At 44.4% G+C, this 22,447-nt stretch carries 21 protein-coding genes; 8 read left to right on the top strand and 13 right to left on the bottom strand.

Annotation, left to right across the window (positions count from 1 at the left end; genetic code table 11):
- Window positions 1–95 precede the first annotated feature (95 nt).
- The gene (fliB, locus tag RBI_RS01970; RefSeq protein ID WP_051706299.1) at window positions 96–1,199 is read left to right on the top strand and encodes a flagellin lysine-N-methylase; all 1,104 of its coding nucleotides are present in this window, start codon (window positions 96–98) and stop codon (window positions 1,197–1,199) included.
- Here the strand turns inward: fliB and RBI_RS01965 are convergent.
- From RBI_RS01965 to RBI_RS01955, 3 genes are read right to left on the bottom strand one after another with little or no spacing between them, the layout of a single operon-like run.
- A complete protein-coding gene (locus RBI_RS01965; RefSeq protein WP_242843659.1) occupies window positions 1,196–1,540 on the bottom strand; it encodes a hypothetical protein in 345 nt (114 codons plus the stop codon). The genes fliB and RBI_RS01965 overlap by 4 nt on opposite strands.
- Window positions 1,518–1,970, bottom strand: a complete 453-nt coding sequence (locus tag RBI_RS01960) for a hypothetical protein (RefSeq protein WP_051706296.1) — start codon at window positions 1,968–1,970, stop codon at window positions 1,518–1,520. Before RBI_RS01960 ends, RBI_RS01965 begins: the two co-directional genes overlap by 23 nt.
- A gap of 39 nt (window positions 1,971–2,009) precedes the next feature.
- A complete protein-coding gene (locus RBI_RS01955; RefSeq protein ID WP_022286541.1) occupies window positions 2,010–2,270 on the bottom strand; it encodes a hypothetical protein in 261 nt (86 codons plus the stop codon).
- 82 nt (window positions 2,271–2,352) lie between these two features.
- On the opposite strand from RBI_RS01955, the gene RBI_RS01950 reads away from it, so the two are divergent.
- Entirely contained in the window at window positions 2,353–2,835 is a 483-nt protein-coding gene (locus RBI_RS01950; protein ID WP_038670631.1) for a metallophosphoesterase family protein, read from the top strand.
- 78 nt (window positions 2,836–2,913) lie between these two features.
- Here the strand turns inward: RBI_RS01950 and RBI_RS01945 are convergent, their stop codons facing one another.
- Complete coding sequence (locus tag RBI_RS01945; RefSeq protein ID WP_022286543.1) at window positions 2,914–3,840, bottom strand: LysR family transcriptional regulator; 927 nt, start codon at window positions 3,838–3,840, stop codon at window positions 2,914–2,916.
- 309 nt (window positions 3,841–4,149) lie between these two features.
- On the opposite strand from RBI_RS01945, the gene RBI_RS01940 reads away from it, so the two are divergent.
- The 3 genes from RBI_RS01940 to RBI_RS01930 all read left to right on the top strand — a co-directional run bounded on the left by RBI_RS01940 (window position 4,150) and on the right by RBI_RS01930 (window position 7,992).
- Window positions 4,150–5,460, top strand: a complete 1,311-nt coding sequence (locus RBI_RS01940) for an MATE family efflux transporter (RefSeq protein WP_038670629.1) — start codon at window positions 4,150–4,152, stop codon at window positions 5,458–5,460.
- Between the two features lie 116 nt (window positions 5,461–5,576).
- Window positions 5,577–6,683 (top strand): ATP-binding protein, encoded by a 1,107-nt coding sequence (locus RBI_RS01935; RefSeq protein ID WP_038670627.1) that lies wholly within the window; start codon window positions 5,577–5,579, stop codon window positions 6,681–6,683.
- Between the two features lie 118 nt (window positions 6,684–6,801).
- Complete coding sequence (locus tag RBI_RS01930; RefSeq protein ID WP_038670625.1) at window positions 6,802–7,992, top strand: metallophosphoesterase; 1,191 nt, start codon at window positions 6,802–6,804, stop codon at window positions 7,990–7,992.
- A 52-nt stretch (window positions 7,993–8,044) separates the two neighbouring features.
- On the opposite strand, the gene RBI_RS01925 is transcribed toward RBI_RS01930, so the two are convergent.
- Window positions 8,045–10,435, bottom strand: coding sequence for a CotH kinase family protein (locus RBI_RS01925; protein WP_038670623.1), 2,391 nt, complete (start codon window positions 10,433–10,435; stop codon window positions 8,045–8,047).
- Between the two features lie 218 nt (window positions 10,436–10,653).
- Here RBI_RS01925 and RBI_RS01920 point away from each other — a divergent pair, with 218 nt between their 5' ends.
- The 3 genes from RBI_RS01920 to RBI_RS01910 all read left to right on the top strand — a co-directional run bounded on the left by RBI_RS01920 (window position 10,654) and on the right by RBI_RS01910 (window position 13,539).
- Complete coding sequence (locus RBI_RS01920; RefSeq protein ID WP_022286548.1) at window positions 10,654–11,676, top strand: ABC transporter substrate-binding protein; 1,023 nt, start codon at window positions 10,654–10,656, stop codon at window positions 11,674–11,676.
- An 86-nt stretch (window positions 11,677–11,762) separates the two neighbouring features.
- Window positions 11,763–12,734 carry an ABC transporter permease gene (locus RBI_RS01915; RefSeq protein ID WP_081855911.1) on the top strand — a complete coding sequence of 324 codons (972 nt, stop codon included), beginning with the start codon at window positions 11,763–11,765 and terminating at the stop codon, window positions 12,732–12,734.
- A 10-nt stretch (window positions 12,735–12,744) separates the two neighbouring features.
- Window positions 12,745–13,539, top strand: a complete 795-nt coding sequence (locus tag RBI_RS01910) for an ABC transporter ATP-binding protein (RefSeq protein WP_038670621.1) — start codon at window positions 12,745–12,747, stop codon at window positions 13,537–13,539.
- Between the two features lie 65 nt (window positions 13,540–13,604).
- On the opposite strand, the gene RBI_RS01905 is transcribed toward RBI_RS01910, so the two are convergent.
- The 8 genes from RBI_RS01905 to RBI_RS01870 form a co-directional block, all read right to left on the bottom strand.
- Window positions 13,605–14,309, bottom strand: a complete 705-nt coding sequence (locus RBI_RS01905; protein ID WP_038670619.1) for a LiaF transmembrane domain-containing protein — start codon at window positions 14,307–14,309, stop codon at window positions 13,605–13,607.
- On the bottom strand, window positions 14,306–14,761 hold the full coding sequence (locus tag RBI_RS01900) for a LytTR family DNA-binding domain-containing protein (protein WP_038670617.1): 456 nt from the start codon (window positions 14,759–14,761) through the stop codon (window positions 14,306–14,308). The genes RBI_RS01905 and RBI_RS01900 overlap by 4 nt, the downstream gene beginning before the upstream one ends.
- Before the next feature lie 154 nt (window positions 14,762–14,915).
- Entirely contained in the window at window positions 14,916–16,538 is a 1,623-nt protein-coding gene (locus RBI_RS01895; protein ID WP_038670615.1) for a vWA domain-containing protein, read from the bottom strand.
- A gap of 51 nt (window positions 16,539–16,589) precedes the next feature.
- Window positions 16,590–17,393, bottom strand: coding sequence for a hypothetical protein (locus RBI_RS01890; RefSeq protein ID WP_038670613.1), 804 nt, complete (start codon window positions 17,391–17,393; stop codon window positions 16,590–16,592).
- On the bottom strand, window positions 17,386–17,946 hold the full coding sequence (locus RBI_RS01885) for an RNA polymerase sigma factor (protein ID WP_051706294.1): 561 nt from the start codon (window positions 17,944–17,946) through the stop codon (window positions 17,386–17,388). Before RBI_RS01885 ends, RBI_RS01890 begins: the two co-directional genes overlap by 8 nt.
- 220 nt (window positions 17,947–18,166) lie before the next feature.
- Window positions 18,167–19,801, bottom strand: coding sequence for a phosphoenolpyruvate--protein phosphotransferase (gene ptsP, locus RBI_RS01880; protein WP_038670609.1), 1,635 nt, complete (start codon window positions 19,799–19,801; stop codon window positions 18,167–18,169).
- 133 nt (window positions 19,802–19,934) lie between these two features.
- Window positions 19,935–20,192 (bottom strand): HPr family phosphocarrier protein, encoded by a 258-nt coding sequence (locus tag RBI_RS01875; protein ID WP_022286557.1) that lies wholly within the window; start codon window positions 20,190–20,192, stop codon window positions 19,935–19,937.
- Between the two features lie 19 nt (window positions 20,193–20,211).
- Window positions 20,212–22,365: a PTS transporter subunit IIABC gene (locus RBI_RS01870; protein ID WP_038670607.1), complete on the bottom strand. Its 2,154-nt coding sequence runs from the start codon at window positions 22,363–22,365 to the stop codon at window positions 20,212–20,214.
- Window positions 22,366–22,447 lie beyond the last annotated feature (82 nt).

Below are 22,447 nucleotides of genomic sequence, written 5' to 3'. Positions count from 1 at the left end.
GACAAGGTGGCTTGTCTGCCTTTTTTAGTCTGAAAGTTGACAGATAAAAGCATTAGTATTATAATAAGGTCAACACCTCATAAGGAGATATTTATATGAAGCTTTTTTACCCTGAGATATTTGATAAATTTGTCTGCACCGGCTCGCAGTGTTCTGACAACTGCTGTATGACCGATTGGGATATCGAGATAGACGAAGACACCTACGGCTTTTACAAAAAGCTTGACAATGATATAGGCAGGAAGTTTGTGAACTCAGTTACGGAAGACGAGGGCGTGAAATATCTTGTCCACTGCGACGGCAAATGCCCTATGCTCAACAAAAAGGGGCTTTGCTCTGTTCAGCTTGCTTACGGTGAGGAAAACATCTCAGACATATGCCGTGAACACCCGAGGTTTTACGAGTGGTTTGGAGATTACAAGGAGGCAGGCGTGGGACTTGCCTGCGAAGAAGCTGTGAGAATGTATCTTTCCGATGATGAACCTGTGAGATTTTTTACCAAAGAGATAGATGAAGAGCCTGACGACCTTGAGTTCGATCCCCAGCTTCTTGAAACCATGCTTTTTGCACGGACGGCTTTCATTGACCTGCTTCAAAACAGGGAATATTCTCTCCATGACAGGCTTGTGAACGTTCTTTCAGCGTCAGCGGAGATACAATATGCTCTTGACGAAGAGGATACAGAGGAGATAAAAGCCATTGCCCAGGAACTTTCCCACCCTGAGATAATTGCAGAGCGTGTGGAGAGCTTGAAAAAGGCTTTGCCTGAAAAGCCTTTGGAAAATGCCGAAAATATGCTTTCGTATCTTGAACGTCTTGACTTTATAGGCGACATTCTCCCACAGCAGATAAAAGACGCAAGCCGCTTTGTGAAAAAGCTTTCCGCACCCTTAAAGGCTCAGACGAGCGGTGAGTACGAAAAGCTTGCGGTGTATTTTGTATACAGATATTTTCTTAAAGCTGTGAGAGATTTCGACCTGATGTCAAAAATAAAGGCTATGATAGTGTTCGTTTTTGCCGCAGAGGTCATAAACCTCAGTCGTGAGCAGGACGCTCACGCACGCTTTGAAACCGTCAAGGAGCTTTGCAAGGAGATAGAATACTCAGGTGACAACATGGACAGGATATATGACGACAGCTATCTTTCCGATATTTTCTCCGATACTTCTATGCTTGCACTTCTTGAATGGACGCTTTAGAGAAGAAGGTAACCAAGCGCCAGAAGAAGCTTTATGTCTGCGCCCTGCTTGTATAATATGTAAATAAGCAGACCGATAAGGGCTTTTTCCTCGTCTATCTTTATATCGCCTAAATTCCCCCCAAGCAGACCGCTCAAAAGCGAACTGCTCTGAGGGGATTTTTGTGGGCTATGAGCATTCTGAGTGCGAGGGGTTTCCTCTGCTTTAGGTGGTGCAGGCTCGCTATCAGGGCTTGCGCCCACAATGCTTCGTGAACGCCGTTGCATTTCTCTCACACGGCGAATGGCTTCCTCCTGCATGGTGGTGAAATTATTGTCATCAGAATAAGCCAAGCAGATCACCTCCCAGAAGCCCGCTTTCTTTCAGTGCGGGATAGACCGCAAAAAGCTTGAATATTTTTATGAGCCTGTCTATTTTCGCCTGATTTTCTTCTTTCAGCAGAGGTCGCAGAGCAAGAAGAAGCTGGATATTTTTATCGGGCTTTGAAGCTGACTGCATAATGCTTTGTATCTTCATAAGCTTTGCAATATCAAGACCCCCTGCCTGTGTCGCTTGCGCAGGCTTGCTTTCCGCAGGTGGAGAAACGCCGCCTAGGCTTTGGAGAAGCTGAGAAAAGTCCATGTTCTGAGGGCTTTGTGGAGCTTCGCTCTGACCGCCCTGTTCTCCCTGTCCGCCGTTATCCGCCGTGAGCATATCCGCAAGCTCCTTTATCTGCTTCATGCTTTCCTCGTCATTAAGCACATTCTGTATTTTGTTCATCAGATCGTCCAATTATTTCACCGCCTGTTCAAGCTTTTGCCCTGTAAAATACTATTTTCCCTGAAGCTTTTTGAATATCGCCCTTGCCTGTGGTGAGGACAATATTTTCTCGGCAGTTTTCGGATCTGACAAAGCCTTTTGAAGCATCATAGCCTCGTTTTGTGGCATACCCTGAAGCGCCCTGTCATAAACTCCGCTTTCAAGCTGACCTTTCAGCACATCAGGAGTAGTGCCTAGCTTTCTTGAAGCCACTGCAAGAAGCGCCTGCATGGCTTTTGGATCCATAGAATTGAAGCTGTTTTTTGCGCTCATAAAAAATTCTCCTTTTTTCTATAGTATTTATAAATATTTATGTTATAATATTGCTTGTTATAACTGGTAAAGGGGTGTAACTATGAGAATAATCGTTTTTTCGGATACTCATGGAAATTATTCTGCAATGCACAAAATATTCAAGAGAAACGGCGACGCCGACCTGTTTATTTTTCTTGGTGACGGTGAACGTGACCTTGACAGCCTGAGAGTGCAGTATCTTGACAAAAAGATAGTAAACGTATCAGGAAACTGCGACTTTGCTTCGCTCACTCCCGAAAATGACATATACATGACCGATAACGGTATAAAGATATTTTTCACCCATGGCCACAAGTGGGGCGTGAAATACTCTACCGACAGACTTTTTTACAAAGCCAAGGAAATAGGCGCACAGATAGCACTTTTCGGACACACACACTGCCGCTACTATGCCTATGAGGAGGGTATCCACATTTTAAACCCCGGCAGTGCAGGTCAGCCGAGAGACGGCAAGCCTGCAAGCTATGCCTATATCGACATTACAAAGGACGGCGGCATATTCTGTAGTCACGTTGACCTATAATATGCTCAGGGCTTAGATCTTGTTAAACAAAAAGCGGACGAACACCTTTCATGTTCGCCCGCATTTTTATGCTAAAAATTATTCTGATATCTCTTTTCTTACCCTTTCAAGCTCATCAAGGAACATCTGATCCGCATGGCTAAGGCGGTAATTGCTCTGATAGATAAGAACGTCCTTATTGGTCTTTTTGAAGCTATGACAAACTCTTTGCACAAGGCCATAACGCTTCAATATCTCCTTTGGCAAAGGACTTACCCACATGAATGAGTCTGGACAAGCCGAGAGGATATCGAACTGACTTCCTCTCTCATAGACGTAAATATGCCTGCTGTGATTATTAAGCTCAGCGTTTTTCTTCTGGTAAGTCGCTGAGATGTTCGGCACGATATTATCGCCGTGCAATACCTCTATGTATTTATCAAGGACAGTTTCGTTTATCTCTTTTTCTTTAGCAAGCTGGCTGTTTTCGCTTGTGATAAGTACATAATCGAACTCCCACACGTTATGATATTTCAGATTTTTCTCTTCTATCATAGACATGAAAAAGCTCTCATACGCCACAGGATAACGGATTATACCCATGTTATATTCGCATTCCACCACTGCGTTTATGGCTTCCATGGAGTTTGTTTCCCTTATTTTTGCGTCAAGTTCCACATTCGTGCCTAACTTGTTCACAAAGCAAGTGAAAGCGTGGGTTATATAGCTTGCCCTTGGCAAAAGCAGAGAGAAGTTCACAGCGTTTTCACCATTATCCTTATAAAGGCTCTCCATTTTATCCATTTGCACAAGTATGGCCTTTGCATACTGCAAGAACTGTTTGCCCTTTTCTGTGGCAACAACACCCTTTGCACTTCTTTTAAAAATCGGTATGCCAACTTCTCTTTCCATTTCCTTTATGGCTTTTGAAAGGTTAGGCTGACCCATATAAAGTGCTGAAGCTGCTTTTGTGATAGACCCAAGTCTTTCGACCTCTACCATATATCTGAGATGAGTTAAATTCATAGTTTTCCCTTCTTTGTTATCGGTATATAAAATTTCAAGGCTGTCATATAATATTATATATGCTTTCTGTCAATTTCATTATAAAGCTTTGTTAAAAACTTGTCAACCACAAGGAGCGTTTTTTAACATTTATTTAACATAAAGCAAAGTCATTTACCTCTTGACAATGCCTTTATACTCTGTTATAATCTTATGTGTTTAAGGCTTACTTCTGCCGCCGGGTAGAAGTTTTGCGTCGGACCTGCTGTCGTTAGGCTTTAAAAGACAGCGGTGTTCGGCGTTTTTTTGTGGGATAAACGGAGGGTAAAAATGAAGAAAAATTCACATCTTAGGGACTTTGCCAGATATGCTTCTCTGAACGTTCTTGGAATGATAGGTGTATCGTGCTATATCCTTGCGGACACGTTCTTTGTCGCAAAGGGCATGGGTGCAGACGGCGTAACTGCACTGAATATCGCCATTCCAATATACAGCCTTATCCACGGCACCGGACTTATGATCGGCATGGGCGGAGCGACAAAGTTTGCAATATACAAAAGTCAGGGACGTGACGAAGCAGGAAGCAGAGTTTTCACCTGTGCACTGCTTATGGCTCTGGTGCTTGGAGCGATATACTTTTTGGGCGGAGCGTTTTTCTCAATGCCACTTGCAAAGCTTCTTGGTGCAAAGGGCAGCGTTGTGGGCATGACTAATACCTACCTAAAAGTGCTTATGATGTTCGGACCATTCTTTGTGCTTAACGACACTTTCAACTGCTTTATAAGAAACGACGGAAACCCAAAGCTTTCAATGGCGGCAATGCTTACGGGAAGCTTTTCAAACATAATACTTGACTATGTGTTCATTTTCCCGCTGGATATGGGCATTTTCGGAGCTATCCTTGCAACAGGGTTTTCGCCTGTCATAAGCCTTTGCATACTGAGCATATACAAATTCCGCAAAAAGAACAGCTTCCATATCGTCAGGACAAGGCACGAAGGAAGAACTTTTGGCGGCATATTGTCCATAGGCGTGCAGTCGCTTATAACTGAGCTTTCATCAGGCATCGTAGTGCTTGCGTTCAATATAATAATACTTGGTCTTGCAGGCAACACAGGCGTTGCAGCTTATGCAGTGATAGCGAATACTTCCATTGTGGCTGTATCCATATTCACCGGTATCGCACAAGGCGGTCAGCCGCTTATCAGTGCTGCTCACGGCATTGGCAACAAAGACCGTCTTAGAGCAGTGCTGAGATATTCTGTTATATCACAGCTTGTGATTGCGCTTATGGTTTACCTTGCTATTGCATTTTTCACAACGCCTATCGCCGCTATATTCAACAGCGAGCATATCGACTCTCTTCAGCGCATGGCAGAGGACGGCATGAAAATATACTTCACCGGATTGTTTTTCTCAGGCTTCAATATAATAATATCTGCATTTTTTGCGGCTTCTGAAAAAATCATACCAGCCCAGACCATCACCATATTAAGGGGCTTTGCTCTTATCGTGCCAATGGCTTTCATTATGTCCAAGGCAGCAGGATTAACTGGCGTATGGCTTGCTTATCCTGTCACGGAATTTATCGTAGCGGCAATATCCATAATATTCTATATAAGAAACAGACACAAGACATAAAACAAAACGGCAAAGTATCAGGCTTTGCCGTTTTATTTTTGCGTAAAGCTTGAAAAAAGTTGATTTTTATGCTATCATAAAGAATAGTGATAAATTTTGCGGAGGTCAACTGACAAATGATAAACACAAGCGGCAACACGCTGATAATAGATATAAGGGACGAGCTTTCTTTTGAGTATGGTCACATTGACGGAGCAGTGAACATCCCTGCCGAAAAGCTTGATAAAAGCGACCTGCCAAAGGACAAAAAGCTTCTTATCTGCTGTAAAAGCGGACTTATAAGCGACACTGAGGCAGAAAAGCTTCGAGAGCTTGGCTATGACGCTGAAAACCTAGAGGGTGGCTACTATGGCTGGCTGAGAGAAAAGCTTTCCAAAGAGGTCGTAGAAGATATCTCACAGGACGCTGAGCGGAGCATACAAAAGAAATTCCGCAAGGAGATATGGAACAGATTCACACAATCTGTGAACGAATATGAGCTTATAAAGCCTAATGACAGGATAGCGGTGTGCATATCGGGCGGCAAGGATTCAATGCTCATGGCAAAGCTCATACAAATGCTTCACCGCCACAGCAAGTTCCCTTTCGAGGTAAAATTTCTTGTTATGGATCCGGGCTACAGCCCTGCAAACCGTGAGATAATCGAGCGCAACGCAAAGCGGCTTGGAATACCCATAACAGTGTTTGAGTCTGATATTTTTGACTCTGTATACAATGTGGAGAAAAATCCATGCTATCTGTGCGCACGAATGAGAAGAGGTCATTTATACAGCAAAGCACAGGAGCTTGGCTGTAACAAGATCGCACTTGGACATCACTATGATGATGTTATCGAGACCATACTTATGTCAATGCTTTACGGCGGACAGATACAGACAATGATGCCAAAGCTCAACAGCACGAATTTTGAGGGTATGCAGCTCATAAGGCCGCTCTATATGGTCAGAGAGGACGATATCAAGCGCTGGCGTGACTATAACGGGCTGCGTTTCATACAGTGTGCCTGCAAGTTCACCGACACCTGCACCACCTGCGCACCTGACAGCAGGACAGTATCAAAGCGTATGGAGATAAAACAGCTTATTGCAAAGCTAAAGCTTGTTAATCCGCAGGTAGAATACAATATTTTCAAGAGTGTGGAGAATGTTATGCTCAATCAGGTCATTGCATACAAAGACGACGAGGGCAGACACAGCTTTTTGGAGAGATTCAAAGAGGAATAAAAACTCATCAGCCACAAGCGGTGAAACAGGCGAACAAAGGTCGCCCCTACAAAAAAGTCATCGCCGCAGGCGATACCTTAATTCCTCATTCCTCACTTATCTATAAGGTGGCATAATAATGATATTTCTATTTCTTCTGCCCTTTTATCTGGGCGTATCATCATACATGATGTTCCGATTTTTCTACTGGATGAAGCACTGCAACCACAGATTTAACTGGCTGCGTTTCAAAGTGCCTTTTGCAGTGGTCTATCTTTTCATGGCGCTTTCGCCTGTTATAGCTTTTCTGCTTCCAAAATCCGCCGTTGCTATCGTCATAAGGCGAATTTCTACATACTGGATAGGCATTATGCTCTACTCACTCTTGTATGTGGTGCTTTTTGACCTGCTAAGACTTATCGCAAAGCACACGAAGCTCAAAAACACGCTGCTTTTTTCCCGTGGAAGCGTTATTTCCATAGGTTCGGTGGTTGTGGCTTGTGCGGTGGCGACCTGTCTTTACGGCATTTTCAATGCACGAAACATCAAAGTGAATGAATACAGCGTAACTGTCAACAAGTCATGTGGCAGTGACAAGCATTTAAAAGCTGTGCTTGTGGCTGACCTGCACATGGGTTACGCTATCGGTGTGGATCACATCACCAACATGGTTGAGAAAATAAACCAGCAGGACGCTGACATTGTTATAATAGCAGGAGATATTTTTGACAACAGCTATGACGGCATGGACGATCCCGAAGGGATAAAGGCACAGCTCAAGTCCATAAAGAGCAAATACGGTGTTTATGCGGTCTATGGCAACCACGATATAGATGAAAAAATTCTCATGGGGTTTACCTTTGACTGGGGCGGAAAACAGCTCCACAACGAGAAAATGACAAACTTTATGAAAGAGTGTAACATAAAGCTTATCAATGATGAGTCTGTTTTGATAAACGATGAATTTTATCTTGTGGGCAGGCGTGACACTGACAAGCCCGGTACTGAGGACGGCACTCGTGCAGAGATATCAGAGCTTACGAAGGATCTTGACAAGACCAAGCCGATATTTGTGCTTTCCCACGAGCCTGACGAGCTTCAAAAGACCGCTGACGCAGGTGCAGACATAGATTTCTCAGGTCACACACATGACGGGCAGCTTTTCCCAGGCAATCTGACAATAGGTCTTTTCTGGGAAAACCCATGTGGCATGATAAAGAAAGATAATATGTACTCCATTGTCACCTCTGGTGTTGGTGTATACGGCACTTTCATGAGGGTAGGAACTGACGCTGAGATATGCTCTGTAGATATTGATTTTGCAGGTTAAGTTATATAGTAAAAGGTCTGTCACTTGATTTTAGTGACAGACCTTTTTTATTCTACACAATGTCTTTTTCAAAAACGGCTTTGATATTCATATCACCATTCACCTTAGCCTTTATCTCCGATTGGGTATTATCGCCATTTACGCCCTCCCAATGGTCAAAATGCCAGCCTGATTTTGCTTGTGCGTTCAATTTTATCTCACAGCCGTCAAAATATGTACCGCTATAATCACTTTCTATTTCAACGCCCCCTATCAAAACGCTTCCCTGCTCGTTATCCGCTGATATCTTCACTGTTCTGCGCTCATAATAGTCAAACTCTCTTTCAAGATAGCCAAGCACTTTATCATATCTTCCCTCAATAAAATTCTGCCAACGTATTATCATAGGGTCTGTAGCTTTCGCAAGGTTTGCCCATGTTGGAAAACGGTCGAAATAATTATCAAGTTCGCCGTAATAGATATTCTTATAATATTCGAGATACTCCCCGAACCGCTCCGCAGTAAAGTTCACGCTTCCAAGCTGACACATTGCCGAGGTGAGCTTCAAATCAAATTCCTCGTTATCTATAAGGCTGCAAAGTATTCCGCCAAACGTTGTATAGCTTTGGCTTCTAAGATACGAGAACATATTTGTTTCCAGATTCTTCTCGTTATAATGCGAGCATGACGATTCCGTATCGAAAAGCACAAAGCGCCATCTGCCATCTGCATAGCTATTGCCCTGCTCTATTGTTCTTGTGCGCCAGCAAGCATAGTTGTTCTGCGGCCAATCGTCATTGAAGATATACATTTCCGTGGCGGCATACTCCACAAGGTTATCCATATCTATCATTGCGCAGGCTTTGCGATAATTCTCCTCAATGGACATATCGTTTTCTGTGATAAACTTATACATATCATTGAAAAGCTTTTCGTCCTCAGCCTCACCCTCGCTCAGCTCATCATTTTTATACATGACAACGTTGCTTTTTGCTACATTGTATCTATCCGCAAAATATCTGTCGCTGTAATCGGATTGGAGAGTATAAAGTCCCCAGTATTCACCGTCTATAAACACCACGCAGGCTGTTCCCTGCTGAGTTTCAACACCTCTGCCTGACACCATATTTTGTATCATCATGTCCTTGAATTTTGAATAATTGGCGTCATTCCCGCCGTTTCTAAGCACAAAGGTCTTGCAGGAGGTGATAGCCTCGCCGTTTACATCTGTAAAGCTATCCCAGAAAACTGTATCAAAAGAGCTTTTGCCGTAATCGTTTCGAGCATAAAGCCTGAACGACTTTTGATAATCCGCCCTAGACCAGCCGCCTTGTATCCTTATGCCGCAATCCTGAGAAATAAGGCTGTTGCCCTCACTGTCGAAATACTCAACATAACATTCTTTTTCCCACTCTCTGCCACGCTGATTATAGTTTGCAGGGATAGAGCCGTTCCAAGGGTGGTCGGGATTTTCTTCGTCATATTCTTTGTATACGTCCCCAAGGCAGTAAATGCCCGTTTTTTCGTTGAAAAGCCCGTCAGGATCGGTGGTAATTGATACTATAGGCAGATCGTTATGATCTGCACTTGAAACGTCCACAAAATAAGTGGCAGTAACAGTTTTTCCACACTTTCCGCTTGTGCCCTCTGCACAGGCTCTTATGACAGTGCCTTTATCAACTGCGCTTTTGTCAGGCAGTTTTATGCTGTCACGATAGTCAAGCTGTATTTTCATAGGGTCATAAGCCGAAAGGACATTTTCATCATCTGACCTGTCGTCAATTCTCAGGGCATTTTCATAGACCTTTCTTGTGTCCGACGTGGCAGGGTCGGTGCCGTCGGTGGTATAATACACCGTCTGACTCTCTCCTGCGGTTATCTCAAGGTCAAAAGCCTTTTCATAGCTGCCTGCCGCCTGAGAAAACACAGGTGTATCGCCGATAGTTTTCTCTGCATTCGCCGCAAGAGGTGTAGGCTCTGAAACGTACATTTCACCCTTGACATTTTTAGAATAGCTCACGCCCTTGTTAAGCTTAGGCAATTTTATGCTCTCACACTGGAACGAGTCATATTTCAATATTATCTCCGCTTCGCTGACCTTGCCTATGCTGAAATCAGCGTGAGGAAAATCAGCATTTTCAAAGCCTGCTGACGAGCAGTATACTATTATATAGTCATGGGCTTTAATGACATATCCGCCCAAAGGCTGATCTCCACCGCCATTTTTTGAAAGTGAAAATCCCGTAAGTGAAATATCTTTATTTGTAGGATTATATATCTCTATCCAATCGCTTGGTTCTCCGTTTTTGTCCTGCATAGCTGTTTTCTTAGATGTTTCGCTGTTTGAGGGGCATATCTCGCTTATATATATTTTCGGCGGTCTTATTATAACTGCAGCGAGCATTACCACCGCTGCCACCGCCGCAAGACAAAGCCCTATCACGGAAACCCTTTTTAGTCCCAATACAAAACCTCCTGCTCTGCAATACTACAGATATCATTATAGCCTTTTTTCACATTTCTGTCAACCAACTGCAAAACATACAAAATCCATGGGGATTTTCTCTGTGGCTTTTACTATTTCTACAATCCTTTTAACTTTTACTTGACAAACTTTTACGGCTGTGCTTTAATAGAGTAGTAGGGTAAAATCCCCGTAAATACGAAAGGAATGGTACATATATGAAGTTAAGAAAAGTTCTGGCACTTGCCGCTGCAGCGGTAATGGCTGTGGCTGCTCTTGCGTCATGCGGCGTTAAGGAGGACTCCTCAAACGATTCAAAGGCAGGCGGCTCATCAGAAAAGCACTATAAGATAGGCATTGTGCAGATAATGGAGCATACATCTCTCAACACTATCAGAGATGCTGTTATCGACAGACTTGCAGAGCTTGGCTATGTTGACGGCAAAAACTGCACTATCGACGCTCAGCAGGCTAACAACGAGTCAACAACTGTTCAGCAGATACTCGACCAGTTCAAGGCTGACGGTGACGATATCATCATCGCTATCACAACACCATGCGCACAGCTCGCAGCTCCATACTCTGAGGAGATACCTGTAGTATTCTCCGCAGTAACAGACCCTATCGGTGCAGGTCTTTGCGACTCGCTTGAAAGCACAGGGGCAAACATCACAGGCACATCTGACAAGCTCGCTATCACAAAGATACTTGACTTTGCGCTTGAAATGAAGCCTGAAATAAAAACTCTCGGTTATCTTTACAACACAGGCGAGGACAACTCAGTTTCTACCCTTAAAGAAGTAAAGGCTTACTGTGAGGAAAAGGGCATCACTGTTATCGAAGGCGCTGCTTCAAACACATCTGAGGTGCAGGAAGCTGCTCAGAACCTTGCCGCAAAGTGCGACGCTGTATTCTCCCCTAACGACAACACTATCGCAGGCGCTATGGGTACAGTTACAGAAGTTATGAACAAGGCGAAGGTTCCAATGTTCGTTGGTGCTGACTCAATGGTAATGGACGGCGGTCTTGGCACTGTTGGTATCGAGTATTCCGACCTTGGTAAGGAAACTGCAAACATGGCAGCTCAGATACTCAGCGGCGAAAAGAAGGCTTCCGAAATACCAATAAAGGTATTCAACGAAGACCTCAGCACTTATATCAACAAGACAACTGCTGACACGATCGGTATCACTATTCCTGACGATATTGCAAACGGAGAAAAGACAGTTTACTTTAATTAAACTATTGCAAAATCAAATCAAACATAGTATAATAGTAGGGAGCGGGACTTTCGCTCCCTGCTATTTTTTATTGAAAGGAAAATTATATGAAACTGAATAAGAAAACAGTTATCTCGCTTATACCGAAAGCTGTGCTTTTGATCTTACTTCTTGTGATAATAAACACTCAGCTCACGGAAAGCGTTGTTACGGGAACATTTGAAAAGGGTCTTGTTTTTTCTATCCTTGCACTTGGAATATTCATCTCATTCAGGATACTTGATATCCCTGACCTGTCGGTAGACGGAACTTTCACCCTTGGCGTTGCAGTATCAGTTATGCAGGCTTTCAACGGCGACCCTATCAAGGGCATACTGCTGTCAATAGTTGCAGGAGCTATCGCAGGAAGCGTGACGGGAATACTTATCACAAAACTCAACGTTCAGCCTATACTTGCGGGAATAATCACAATGACGGCTCTTTATTCCATAAACCTGAAAATCATGGACAGACCTAATATTTCACTCTATAAGAAAGATACTATATTTACAATAGCACAGAAATATTTCGGCGACTATTACAAGCTTGCAGCGGCAGGTATCGTGCTTGTTATTGCGGCTGTTCTGCTTTTCTGGTTTCTTAAAACTCAGGCAGGAATGTCACTTAGAGCCACAGGCGACAACGAATACATGGTAAGGGCTTCTTCAATAAACTCAGACAGAATGAAGATAATGGGCTTTGCCATTGCAAACGCTTTGGTATCCCTTTCAGGCGCAATGTACGCTCAGTATTCCTCAGCAGGCGACTCAAACAGCGGTACAGGTATGCTGGTGGTAGGCCTTGCTTCTATCATTATCGGTGAGATATTCTTCAGCAAGCACTCGATCCTCTGCGGAATACTTGCGGCGATATTCGGTGCGGTGGCATACAGATTTGTTCTTGCTTTTGCAATGAATCACGGTATGGACAGCAACTACACAAAGCTTTTCTCAGCCTGCATAGTTGCCCTTGCTATCTCTCTGCCTGCTATCAAGAAGTATATCACAAAGGCATACAAGCGTGTATGCAGTGACAAATAGGAGGTTTAAAATGCTTAAGCTTGAAAATATAAACATAACCTTCAACAAGAACACTGCCAACGAGCGTAAGGCGCTCCAGCACATAGACCTTGATGTGGCTGACGGAGATTTCGTTACTGTAATAGGTTCAAACGGTGCAGGAAAATCCACACTTATGAACGTTATCAGTGGCAGCTACGAGGCTGACACCGGCAAGATATTCCTTGACGGAAAGAACATCACTCACCTAAAGGAGCATCAACGTGCAAGAACTATAGGCAGGCTTTTCCAAGACCCGCTGAGAGGAACTGCGCCAAACATGACCATAGAGGAAAATCTCGGCCTTGCCTACAGTCGTGGAAAGCGTCGTTCGCTGACTATCGGTATCAGGAAAAAGGACGTTTCAGTGTTCAGAGAAAGGCTCAAGGAGCTTGACTTAGGTCTTGAGGACAGAATGAAAATGCCTGTGGGCTTGCTCTCAGGCGGACAGCGACAGGCGCTCACATTGCTTATGGCGACTATCGTTACACCAAAACTTCTGCTTCTTGACGAACACACTGCGGCACTTGACCCTAAGACCGCAGAAAAGGTCATGAGGATAACCGACAAGATAGTAAAGGAAAACGCGCTGACTACTCTTATGATAACACACAACATTTCAAATGCCATTGAATATGGCAACAAAACTATCGTAATGAGCCAAGGCAAACTGCTTCTTACTATCGAGGGCGAGCAGAGAGCAAACATGACGGTGGAAAAGCTTATGAAGCTTTATTCCGACACCGCCGAGGACGAACTTTCAGACAAGATGATACTTCAAGAATAATCAGACATACAAAAAGCTGCGGAGGGAAAACTCCGCAGCTTTTACTTTTGTTCTTTCACATAAGACTAAACATATGTTATATCTATTCCTGCGATCTTTGCTCTGCCCTTTATGATAAGGATCTTTTCTTTTTCATCATAAGCTCCGTTAGGCTGGTCTATTCCGCCAAGAACGCAGTCGGCTTCCACCTTTATGCCCCAGTTCTTCGGGATATAAAGCTCCACTCCGCCGCAAAGCACATCAACATTCAGCTCGACTTCGTTTCCTGCCATATCGGCAGAATCAAAGTACACCTCCATACCGCTGTAACGGCAGCTTATGTCAACTCTTTTCAACACCTTTGAGGTTATATACTTTGTGCAGCCTGAAAATTTTGCGTCGATACGCACATATTCCCCATTGTCTGAGGATTTATCCCAAGCAGGATTATCGGTAGTGTGGGTGGTCCACTTGCTTTGTGTAAACCTGTAGCGGTAAGGGAAAATAAATGAAAATCCCACGCTGAGAAGCAGTGCCGCACCCAAAACAGGCCATGGGGTGAACTTCTCGATACCGAGAGTTTCGTCAAAGAGTATCGCCATGATAGCTATAGGGAAGAATATTCCCCAGAAGTTAAGGTGTCTGACGCTCGTTACGATAACAGGAACGAGGAGCAGTGAGATCACAACGCTCCACACGCTTACACTTCCAAGCAGACCTGTGCGGTCAAGGATAAGCGCAACGCCTGCAAGGATAAAGAACAAGCCCCATATAAGATTTTTGTTTTTCATAGAAATCTCCTTTCTCCAAGTCTGAGCTTCAAAAGCTTGTAATAGCTTCGTGAGGCGTAAAGCTGTTTGTGAGTGCCTGCAAAGCTTATAAGGCTTGCAGAGGTTATGTTTCGCTCAACGGAATAGATGTGCTTTACATTCACGATAGCGGATTTTGACACTCTCACGAATTTTCTCGGAAGTATCTCTTCAAGCTCGAAAAGCTTCATTTTGACCTGAAAAACGTCGTCGGAGGTATGTGCGTTAAGATTATGTTCCCCTGTTTCAAAAAACAGTATGGAATCAAGGGGAGGATAGAACTGAACTGCGTCTTTGAAAAAAGCTATCTCAGGATCGCCCTCAGCGGACTCCGCCGCCCTTTTCATTTTAAGCACACGTTCATCGGGCTGGGCGCACCTTATGACTATCTCGTCTTCAGACATATTCTCGTCTATCTCTATCCTGACCTTCACGCTTTCACCCCCGTTTTATCTGACAGCCTTATTATAATCTATTTTTCCTTTCATGTAAACCCCTTTTGGCTGACAGGTGCAGATTTCTATGCAAGAGGTAAATTTTATGACCCAAAGGGGTGATGACCATGCAACACCCCCTTGATTTAGTTTTTTACCAGTAGCTTGCCTCGCTGCCTGTGCCGTTTTGCATATATTTGTATATGAGTTCAAAAAGCTCGCTGTTGTCAACATTGTTTTGTTCCATATAATCCACAACGCCCTGAGCGGTAAGACCGCTTGCATAGTCGCTTTTTCTAAGCACCATTGCAAACTCTGCCGCAGAGCAAGCCTTTGCAAAATTCTGTGACACAGCCTCTGTATAGTCAGAACACATAACAGACTTGTCTATAAGCTTGCTTTCGCTCGCCTCCGGGTCTTTATACCTCACTGAAACTGTGAGCATTTCTCCGCTGAGCTCGTTGGTTTCAGCCTTGCTCTCGTTATCCTGATATTTCAGCGACTTTTCATTGCCGTTATTTGGCACTATCTCATACAAAACCGTGACCTGCTGACCCGAGCCAATATCGCCTGCGTCCTTTGTATCGTCCTCAAAGTCCTCGTCATTGAGAAGTCTGTTTTCATAGCCCACCAGCCTGTATGCTGAAACATTTTCGGGATTAAACTCTATCTGCACCTTTGCGTCCTTTGCGACAGTGAAAAGAGTTCCGCTCATTTCTGTTACAAGCACTCTTTTTGCTTCGTCAACGCTGTCAATATAAGCATAGTTTCCGTTGCCGTTATCAGCAAGGGCTTCAAGCCTGTTATCCTTATAGTTTCCTGAGCCGAAGCCAAGCACTGAGAGATATACCCCTGAGTCACGCTTTTGTGATATAAGGTCGGTAAGCTCTTCTTCACTTGACAGACCAACGTTCAGATCGCCGTCAGTTGCAAGGATAACTCTGTTGTTGCCGCCCTCTATGAAATACTCCTCTGCAAGCTTGTAAGCTGTGGTAATTCCTGCCGCACCTGCTGTCGAGCCGCCTGCTGACAGGCTGTTAAGTGCTGAAACTATCTCCTCGCTGTTGTCGCCACTTTCGCCCTCAAGAACAACGCTGTCGCTTCCTGCATAAGTGACGATAGAAACTCTGTCATCAGCCCCAAGGTTTTCAACAAGCATTGAGAAAGCCTGCTGAACAAGAGGAAGCTTATCCTCGTCCTCCATTGAGCCGCTCACGTCTATGAGAAAAACAAGGTTTGTAGGAACGTCCTTGACCTTTGCTTCCCTTGCCTGAAGCCCCACCAGCATAAGCTTTGCTTCACTGTTCCAAGGACAATCGGAAAGCTCGGTATTTATAGACACCGCACCCTCCGCAGGCTTTTCATAGTCATACTTGAAATAGTTTATGAACTCCTCTGTTCTCACAGCGTCAGGGTCGACCTCCCAGCCGTCGTTTATCATTCTTCTCACGTTTGTGTAGGAAGCCGTGTCAACGTCTGTGGAAAAGGTGGAAAGCGGTTCGTCTGAAACAAGCTTATAGCCGTTTTCGGTCAGATGGTTATATTCCTCGGTATTGTAACCCCCTCCTGTATTCGCCGTGCCGTCAGTATCTCCGGCTGTAACATTGCTGTATCTGTAGTTTTCCGCAGTTGTTCTTTCATTGTTATAGCTGCCGCTCTTTCTGCTCTCCGAGCCGTCATAACCGCTTCCGCATGAAGCAAGCATTGTCGCCGTCATCATAAGCGACAGAGCTGTGATCAAGTTTCTTTTTATGCTGTTTGAAGTTGTCTTTTTCATACCTGTCATCTCCCGTAAAATAGCGTGGGCGATATGCCCTTGCGTTGTTAGCTACATAGTCCTCCACTTAGCAAGCAGGTCTTGCAGATCGTTTTTCGAGGAATATCTCATTCGGTCATAGAAATAATCGTTCTTGCTTTTCTGCGAGTCCTTAAGAATACCCGAATCATCGTCAAGACTTTTCCAGCCGTTTTGAAAAACGATATCCCCGTCAAGAGAAATTTCTATTTGAGGTGCATTTTCAAAGACCATAGAATATGTGCCGTTTTCTTTCCTCAGTGGTATGAAATATTCTCTGTTTTCCTGCATGATATAAGGGGTAGAGCTTTCAATGGTAATATTTGTTTTGCTTTCTTCTCCTGTCTTTGATACAAGGCTGTTTATTCTCAGGGTGTAATGTGCGCTGTCGCTGTCAAGCCTTGCTGAAAGCACTGTCACATCTGCAAAGAAGTCTGTATCTTCCAGAACGCTGTCCTCTGTAAAATAATCATCGCCCTTTGGAATGTAGCTGTCCTCATAAGCCTTTGTGTCTGTGTGGCTGAAACTGAGCTGTTCGTATGTCTTTTCTTCTCTGTTTTCAAGCCTAGCCTTGTCAGCCGTTTCTACGCTATGCTTTGAAACACTGTCCGACTCTGAGCGGATATCGGCGTAAAGGCTTACACCGCCGATAATAAGCACGAGCGAGGCTGCTGCCGCTGCAAATTTTCTGTAATTTCTGTGGCTTACTTTTATCTGTGTCCGATCTTTGTCCGTTTTGTTTTCAAGCTGTCCCTCTATCCTGTCCCAGAGCTTTTCCATGTCAGGGGCAGTATCAGAAATATGCTTTTTGTAAAGAAATTTTATGTTCTTAGCCATAGATACTGTCCTCCTTTATGGTCTTTTTTAGTTTGAAAACAGCCTGACGGTATTTCCATGTGACAGTACCCAGCGGCTTCCCCACTGCCCGACTTATCTCACGAAATGTCATATCCATTCCAAGCCTCATGTTCAGGATATCCCTTTCGTCCTCTGAAAGCAGCTTCAAAGCCTCCTCGAAGGTGAGCTTTCCGATCACATCGTCGTCTACCCGCATACTGTCCTGCTGTTCTTTATGCCCTGCTTCTTCATCATCAAGGGTCGGCGTTTCGTGCCGCCTTTTTCTGATAAAGTCAAGAGCGAGATTTTTCGCCATTACAGTCAGATATCGCTTATGCCCCGTTCCCTTTCGGTACTGACCTGCGGTGTCCCACAGCTTTAGGAAAAAATCTGATGTAAGGTCCTCAGCGTCCTGAGGACTTTTCACAATGTCAAGCATGATGTTATATATCACCTTGCCGTAGCATTGATAGATCTCCCTAAGCCCGTTTTTGTCATTTTTCAGGATCAGCTCCACCCTGAAATCGAACTCAGTGTCGGTCAAGTCTTTCACACCCCTCGATAACTTATATACGATTCTGCACGGGAGATTTTATGGCAAAATAGTATACAAATTTTACTTTTATTTTTTGTGCATTGATAACAAACTTATGTACAAACACGATTGTGCCGATAAGATATTTTAGCACATTAAAGTGCTTCTGTCAAATAAAAGAACACACCCCCGTCCATATGAACGAGGGTGTGTTCTTCGTGTGAAGATCTATGAGAAATTATTTGGAGAGGTCAATATTTCTTACAGCGTCCCTTACCTTAAGAACAAAGGTCGGAGAAACTGAAAGCTCGTCAATGCCCATTCTCAGGAAGGTTTCTGTGAGAGTAGTGTCAGCCGCAAGCTCACCGCATATACCTATCCATGCGCCGTTCTTGTGGGCATTCTCTGCAGACATTTCAATAAGTCTAAGTATAGCCTCATGGTGAGTGTCGCAGAACTGCTCTATATCAGGGTTCTGTCTGTCGCAAGCAAGGGTATACTGAGTAAGGTCATTAGTGCCAACGCTGAAAAAGTCCACAAGCTTTGCAAGCTTATCGCTTATGATAGCCGCCGCAGGGGTCTCTATCATGATGCCAAGTTCAACGCTGTCAGAAACTGTTATACCCTGTTCTTTAAGTTCAGCCTTGACTTCACCACACATAGCAAGGGCTTTTTCTACCTCTGAAACGCTTGTTATCATAGGGAACATTATGCCCAGATTGCCGTATACGGAAGCTCTGAAAAGCGCTCTGAGCTGAGTTTTGAATATCTCAGGTCTTGTAAGACAAATTCTTATTGCTCTGTATCCCAAAGCTGGGTTTTCCTCTTTTTTCAGACCGAAATAATCCACCTGCTTGTCGGCACCGATATCGAGCGTTCTTATGATGACCTTTTTCCCTGCCATGCTCTCAAGAACACGCTTATAAGCATGAAACTGCTGTTCCTCCGTAGGGAAATCTGAATTTTCAAGATAGAGAAACTCGCTTCTGAAAAGACCTATTCCTCCTGCGTCATTGAGAAGCACAGCACCGATGTTGTCAACGCTTCCGATATTTGCATAAATATTTATCTTTTTGCCGTCCTTTGTGACATTCTCCTTGCCTTTGAGGGTCTGCAAAAGACGCTTTTTCTCCTCGTCTGCTTTCTGCTTTGCGGTAAGCTCAGCGGTGGTCTTTTCATCAGGGTCAACGAATATCTCCCCTGTAAAGCCGTCAACGATAGCAAAGTCGCCGTCCTTTATTTCTGACAGAAATTTGCTTCCTACGCCTATTACCGCAGGTATGTTCATATTTCTTGCAAGGATAGCTGTATGTGAATTTGATGAGCCATGTGCAGTAACGAAGGCAAGCACCTTGTCTTTATCAAGAGATATAGTTTCGCTTGGTGCAAGATCATCGGCGCAAACTATCATCTTGTCGTCACCTGCTGAGCCGTCGCTGACATTGCCCGTGAGGTTTGCGATGATCCTGTTGGAAATATCCTTTACATCTGCGGCTCTTGCCTGCATATAAGGATCGTCCATTGATGCGAACATCTCCGCAAAGTTGTCTGCCGTCACTGCCACTGCATATTCTGCGTTGACCTTCTGGCTGTCGATGATATTCTCTATAGACTCGTTATAATCATCATCTTCAAGCATCATCATGTGTATCTCAAAGATCTGAGCGTTTGTTTCGCCCACCTCCCTGAGTGCCTTGTCATAAATGCTCTGGAGCTGTTCTGTTGCCGCCTGCTTGGCCTCGGCAACTCTTTTCTTTTCTTCCTCGCTGTCTTCTGTGTGAATACGTTTTATAGCGGTATCCTGCTTTTTGAATACTGAGATCTTACCCATTGCTACCGCACCGTAAACGCCTTTTCCTGTATACTTAGTCATAAATATCCGCCCCTTTTCTCATAGATCTTATTATTTTTCACGCTGTTTCCAGCCGATGGGACGCTCCTGCAAACACGCCGCAGAAACGTCCCGCCGGCTAGACGGCTTTTACCGCCCAGCTGACAGATAATAATTAAAGTGTTTCCTCAAAAAATGCCTTGAGTGCTTCGGAAGCCTTGTCCTCGTCTGCACCCTCGCAGGTAACAGTAACAGTATCGCCCTGCTTAACGCCAAGACCCATAAGAGCCATAAGCTTTGTGATGTTCACGCTCTTTCCTCCCTTTTCGATAGTGCAAACGCTCTCGAACTCCTTTGCTTTCTTTGCAAGAAGTCCAGCCGGTCTTGCATGGATACCAACTTCGTCTGTGATAGTGTAGCTAAATGTTTTCATGATGAATACCTCCAAATAATTATTTTATCTTCAAGATCATATCTCCTGCCGAAACGCTGTTTTGTGCAACAGGTTCAACAGACGCATAATCGTCCGTGTTGCCTATTATCAAAGGCGTTGTCACCTTATAGCCTGCGGCTTTTATCTTATCCATATCAAAGCTTATGAGCAGGTCGCCTTTCTTGACCTCCTGACCGTCGCTGACATGGGCTTCAAAATACTGTCCGCCAAGCTTTACAGTGTCGATACCGATATGGAGAAGTATCTCCACTCCATCGTCCGATACCATATTTACGGCATGCTTTGTGTCAAAAACGCTGTCTATCTTTCCGTCGCATGGAGCGTAAAGCTTGCCCTCTGACGGCTCAACGGCTGCGCCCTCGCCGAGTATCTTTTGTGAGAACACATCGTCCTCAACGTCTTCAAGCTTAACGGCAGTGCCGTTCATGTGGGAGTAAAGCGTTATCGTCTTGCCGTTAGTTTCTGTGTTTTCTGCACCCTCGGTCTGCGGTTTTTCTTCTATTTTATCAGAAGCTTTCTCAGTGCCGACAATGCTGTCAGGGTCATCGCTGTATGGCGAGTCGATAAAATCCTCAAGGTCTGATTTTATAACTGAGACCTTTGGTCCGTAAATGACCTGAACTCCGTTGCCCTTGTGGATAACGCCTGAAGCACCGCTGGCCTTGAGCATATCGTCCATGACCTTTGAGGCGTCATTCACTGTAACTCTAAGTCTTGTTGCACAGCAGTCAACGTCGGAAAGGTTATCTTTACCCCCAAGACCTTTGAGTATCATTGCGCTTACAACGTCTGAAGCCCTCTTGTCTGTGCTCTTTACCTTTGCCGCCTTAGCCTCGTTCACGTCGCTTCTGCGATAAAGCTTAGGTTCAACGTCATCAGGCTCTCTGCCAGGGGTTTTAAGATTCATCTTTGTTATCATAAAGTAGAACACAAAGTAGTAAACAACCGCATAGATAAGTCCAACAACAACTATCCATATCCAGTGGGTCTTTGCGTTGCCCTGCAAAATTCCGAAAAGGGTCATGTCTATAAGACCGCCTGAGAACGTCATTCCAACGCCAACGTTAAGAATGTGCATAAGCATATATGAAAGTCCTGCCAATACGCAATGAACAGCATACATAAGAGGTGCAACAAACAGGAATGTGAACTCCAAAGGCTCTGTGATACCTGTTATCATTGAAGTAAGAGCCGCTGACAGAAGCAAGCTTCCTACTACCTTTTTCTTTTCAGGACGAGCAGTTTTGTACATTGCAAATGCTGCAGCAGGAAGACCAAATATCATGAACGGGAATTTTCCTGCCATAAATCTTGTTGCCGATACTGAGAAAACTTCTGTTGACTTTGAAGCAAGCTCTGCAAAGAATATGTTCTGTGCGCCTGCCACCATGTTGCCGTCTATCATCATCGAGCCGCCAAGCTCTGTCTGCCAGAAAGGCATATAGAAAACGTGATGAAGTCCGAATGGGATAAGAGCACGTTCAAGTATTCCGTATATCCATGTGCCTGCATAGCCTGAGTTGAGAACGAGCACGCCAAGCTTTGATATACCAAGCTGTACTATAGGCCACAGATAGAACATTATGATACCAACGATAAGGTATGTGACAGTTGAAACGATAGGAACAAATCTTGTTCCGCCGAAGAATGAGAGCACCTGCGGAAGTTCTGTTTTATAGAACTTGTTGTGCAGTGCCGCAACGCCAAGTCCTACAAGGATACCGCCGAAAACGCCCATTTGCAGCGTGGTGATACCAAGCACTGACGTTGTGGAATTTTCTGCCATCGCCTCAACGCCGCCCTTTGCGGTGATAAGTGCGCTGATAGTGGTGTTCATTACGATATAGGCGATAGCACCCGAAAGGGCTGCGACTTCTTTTTCCTTCTTTGCCATTCCGATAGCAACGCCCATTGCAAACAGAAGCGCAAGGTTATCGAAAACGGCGCTTCCCGTTTTGCTCATTATGTCGAGTATAGTGTAAAGCACACCGCCCTCATAGATGAATTTGCCAAGATGATAGGTTTCGATAGTTGTGGCGTTGGTGAAAGAACTGCCTATTCCAAGAAGCAGACCCGCCACCGGCAGCAGTGCGATAGGGAGCATGAAAGAGCGTCCCACACGCTGCAATACGCCGAAAATTTTATCCTTCATAATAATAATATCCTCCAAAAAATTATATCTCAGTCGAATTATCATTATGGTACCGTTAATGATAATACCGCAGCGAATACAT

This window comes from Ruminococcus bicirculans (ex Wegman et al. 2014) (assembly GCF_000723465.1).
In the GTDB taxonomy this organism is placed as follows: Bacteria; Bacillota; Clostridia; order Oscillospirales; family Ruminococcaceae; genus Hominimerdicola; species Hominimerdicola aceti.
This window is presented reverse-complemented; position numbering and strand designations above follow the sequence as displayed.

What these genes read in the sequence shown, in the direction of transcription:
- fliB (WP_051706299.1), top strand. Translation starts at nt 96, where the DNA reads ATGAAGCTTTTTTACCCTGAGATATTTGATAAATTTGTCTGCACCGGC.
- RBI_RS01955 (WP_022286541.1), bottom strand. Translation starts at nt 2,270, where the DNA reads ATGAGCGCAAAAAACAGCTTCAATTCTATGGATCCAAAAGCCATGCAG.
- RBI_RS01950 (WP_038670631.1), top strand. Translation starts at nt 2,353, where the DNA reads ATGAGAATAATCGTTTTTTCGGATACTCATGGAAATTATTCTGCAATG.
- RBI_RS01945 (WP_022286543.1), bottom strand. Translation starts at nt 3,840, where the DNA reads ATGAATTTAACTCATCTCAGATATATGGTAGAGGTCGAAAGACTTGGG.
- RBI_RS01940 (WP_038670629.1), top strand. Translation starts at nt 4,150, where the DNA reads ATGAAGAAAAATTCACATCTTAGGGACTTTGCCAGATATGCTTCTCTG.
- RBI_RS01935 (WP_038670627.1), top strand. Translation starts at nt 5,577, where the DNA reads ATGATAAACACAAGCGGCAACACGCTGATAATAGATATAAGGGACGAG.
- RBI_RS01930 (WP_038670625.1), top strand. Translation starts at nt 6,802, where the DNA reads ATGATATTTCTATTTCTTCTGCCCTTTTATCTGGGCGTATCATCATAC.
- RBI_RS01920 (WP_022286548.1), top strand. Translation starts at nt 10,654, where the DNA reads ATGAAGTTAAGAAAAGTTCTGGCACTTGCCGCTGCAGCGGTAATGGCT.
- RBI_RS01915 (WP_081855911.1), top strand. Translation starts at nt 11,763, where the DNA reads ATGAAACTGAATAAGAAAACAGTTATCTCGCTTATACCGAAAGCTGTG.
- RBI_RS01910 (WP_038670621.1), top strand. Translation starts at nt 12,745, where the DNA reads ATGCTTAAGCTTGAAAATATAAACATAACCTTCAACAAGAACACTGCC.
- RBI_RS01905 (WP_038670619.1), bottom strand. Translation starts at nt 14,309, where the DNA reads ATGAAAAACAAAAATCTTATATGGGGCTTGTTCTTTATCCTTGCAGGC.
- RBI_RS01895 (WP_038670615.1), bottom strand. Translation starts at nt 16,538, where the DNA reads ATGAAAAAGACAACTTCAAACAGCATAAAAAGAAACTTGATCACAGCT.
- RBI_RS01890 (WP_038670613.1), bottom strand. Translation starts at nt 17,393, where the DNA reads ATGGCTAAGAACATAAAATTTCTTTACAAAAAGCATATTTCTGATACT.
- ptsP (WP_038670609.1), bottom strand. Translation starts at nt 19,801, where the DNA reads ATGACTAAGTATACAGGAAAAGGCGTTTACGGTGCGGTAGCAATGGGT.
- RBI_RS01875 (WP_022286557.1), bottom strand. Translation starts at nt 20,192, where the DNA reads ATGAAAACATTTAGCTACACTATCACAGACGAAGTTGGTATCCATGCA.
- RBI_RS01870 (WP_038670607.1), bottom strand. Translation starts at nt 22,365, where the DNA reads ATGAAGGATAAAATTTTCGGCGTATTGCAGCGTGTGGGACGCTCTTTC.